Here is a 2,768-nt window from a genome sequence, read left to right on the forward strand (position 1 = left end):
GGTCGTTGTAGGAGGTGGCTTCCCTCTCGCTCTTGTACCTGCAATAGTATTTGTGCTTTCTGCATTAATTGCATTTGCTACAGGTACATCTTGGGGTACTTTTGCAATCATGATTCCTATTGTAATGCCAATTGCTGTAGGCTTAAGTGCAAGCAAAGGTCTTGTTAGTAACGCTGCTTTAAATGCGACACTTATTTGTGTAAGTGCAGTACTTGGAGGAGCTGTATTTGGTGACCATGCATCCCCAATTTCTGATACAACAATCCTTTCTTCAACAGGTGCAGGTTGTCCTCACCTTGAACACGTTGCAACTCAGCTTCCATATGCTGTAACAGTTGCTGCATGTGCTTTTATTGGCTTTATTGTTGGAGGCTTCACTCTTTCAGCTATTGCTGCTTGGATTACATCATTAATCTGTTTTGTATTAGCAATGGTTTTCCTTCCAAAGGTTTTGAAAGATTGATTGTTACTACGTAGTGACTAAAAAATGCACCATGATTCATGGTGCATTTTCATTATCCTATGCTAAAATAATAAAAGAGGTACAACTATGGAAATTAAAAAAATAAAAGGCGTAATAAAGGAATATGATTGGGGAAGCATAGATTTCCTACCTTCCTTATTTAAATATGAATCAAATGGAAAGCCACAAGCTGAAGCGTGGTTTGGAACTCATCCTTCTGGTGAAGCAGTATTAGAAGATGGAACACTTCTTTCTGATCTTATTAAAAGTGATCCAAAAAAGTATTTGGGAAAGATTTGTATTGATCGTTTAGGGGAAAAGCTTCCTTTACTTTTGAAGGTCCTAGCAATTAGAACCCCATTATCAATTCAGTGTCATCCTACACGTGAACAAGCTAAGGCTGGATTTAAAAAAGAAGAAGAATTGAGAAAAAATGGAGTTTTACCAAAAGATTTAGATTATCAAGATGATAACCAAAAAGCAGAGGTCTTATATGCTTTAACACCTGTTACTGCAATGTGTGGCTTTAGAAGCTTTGAGGATATTAATTATAACTTAAAAAAGTTAATTCCATCCTCATATGAAGCTTATTTTGAGTCTGCAAAGGATATAGCAGATCTTTTCTATCGTTTATATACTCTTGAAAAGGATTTATTAAAGTGTGTTGTTGATGAATTAATTAATAACCTAGATAAAAGCGGAGAGGAGTCAATAATAAATGGTTCATACCTTTCTGCACGTGGAATAGTTGAAAATGTATATCCTCTCTATGGTGTAGATCCAGGTGTACTTGCTCCATATTTATTAAATATTATTCATCTCCGCCCAGGTGAAGCTGTATATCTTAAGCCAACAGTATTACATGCATATGTAAAAGGTAATGGTGTTGAATTAATGAGCCTTTCTGATAACGTATTAAGAGGGGGATTAACACATAAGAAGGTTGATGTACCTGAATTAATGAGTGTTATGACTAAAGAAGCAACTAAACCTGATGTATGTAAAAAGAGTACTGACCGCTTCTTAAGAGAAAAGATTGAAACACCAACAGATGATTTTAATCTTTTAGTATTAAAGAGTGGTACTTACGATATTAATGAAGCTGTTCCTTCTTTAATCTTATGTACAGATGGTGTTGCTAGAGTTGGTACTTCAAATGACCACATTGAACTAAAAGAAGGTGAATGCTGCTTTGTTCCATCTTGCGATGAAGAGTACCATGTTCGAGTAAGTGGTAAAGTCTTCCAAGCAGTTGTACCTGAGATACTCTGATGGAATTTGTTGCAATCGACTTTGAAACAATAAACCAATATTGTAACTCGGCTTGTTCTATTGGACTTGCAAAAATGAATGAAAAGGGTGAAGTGCTTGACCAGTACTACACCCTTATTCGGCCAAAAATATTATTCTTTGATCCTAGATGTATGGCTATTCATGGATTATGTGAAAATGATATTAAATGTGCAGAATCATTTGATATGCTTTGGCCTGAAATTAAAGAGTTTATTGGCTTAAATCCTCTAGTAGCGCATAATGCCGCTTTTGATATCAATGTATTGAAAGGTACTTTGGCTTCATATGGTATTACTGTTCCACAATATGAATACTATTGTACTTTGCAAATGAGTAGAAAATTACTACCTTTTCACAGTAGTTATTCTCTAACTCGAATTGTTCCTGAGCTATTGGATATCACATACAATGCTCATAATGCAGCTGATGATGCATATGTTTGTGGTCTTCTTTTTTGCTACATACTTAAAAGAGAGGCAATAAAAGATAAGGAAGATTTAGACGACTACCTGCAATATAAAGGTAGTCGATATCCTAAAACTATTTCTCTTTAATACTCATCTTGAGTATTAAGAGAGAGAAAATAAAACCTGTAATAATTATCACTGGTACAGATATTACCGGTGATAATATTTTTATTAGCACAAGAATTGACAGCACTAACATTTCAATGAAAAGGGTAAAAAACATAATAAAGCCTAACTTTTGAAGCTTATTGTATATTACATTGTTACTTACATATTTTAATGTAATTTTAACCTTGCTCTTTTCATCTCTTATTAAAAGTGCAATAAAAAGCATTGCTATACTTAAAATAAAAAGAATCAAAGCTTCAAAAGGTATAACTAGTCCAAAACTATGTAAAACAATTAATAAAATATAAATTGGAACTCCAATGTTGAATGCAACCGCTATTTTATTACTTAGTTCTGTTTTTGAAAGAATATAAGTTAATCCTAGAGGCATTATTGAAAGTAAGAGTAAATAGTACTTTGACTTTTCATTTACTTTT

Annotated in this window: 4 protein-coding genes; 3 read left to right on the plus strand and 1 reads right to left on the minus strand. The window is 33.6% G+C overall.

Features of this window, described 5'->3' with window-relative positions; all coding sequences use genetic code 11:
- The 3 genes from SOY52_RS04280 to SOY52_RS04290 all read left to right on the plus strand — a co-directional run.
- Window positions 1-463 (plus strand): Na+/H+ antiporter NhaC family protein (locus tag SOY52_RS04280; RefSeq protein ID WP_320847744.1); only part of this gene is annotated, 463 nt, incomplete at its 5' end.
- 87 nt (window positions 464-550) lie between these two features.
- Window positions 551-1,735, plus strand: coding sequence for a mannose-6-phosphate isomerase, class I (gene manA, locus SOY52_RS04285; protein ID WP_320847745.1), 1,185 nt, complete (start codon window positions 551-553; stop codon window positions 1,733-1,735).
- A complete protein-coding gene (locus SOY52_RS04290; protein WP_320847746.1) occupies window positions 1,735-2,310 on the plus strand; it encodes a 3'-5' exonuclease in 576 nt (191 codons plus the stop codon). Before manA ends, SOY52_RS04290 begins: the two co-directional genes overlap by 1 nt.
- Here SOY52_RS04290 and SOY52_RS04295 read toward each other — a convergent pair.
- Window positions 2,297-2,768, minus strand: a 472-nt coding sequence (locus tag SOY52_RS04295) for a hypothetical protein (RefSeq protein WP_320847747.1), incomplete at its 5' end; no start/stop codon positions are given. The two genes, SOY52_RS04290 and SOY52_RS04295, sit on opposite strands and share 14 nt — an antisense overlap.

Source organism: Bullifex sp. (assembly GCF_034103065.1).
GTDB lineage: Bacteria > Spirochaetota > Spirochaetia > Sphaerochaetales > Sphaerochaetaceae > Bullifex.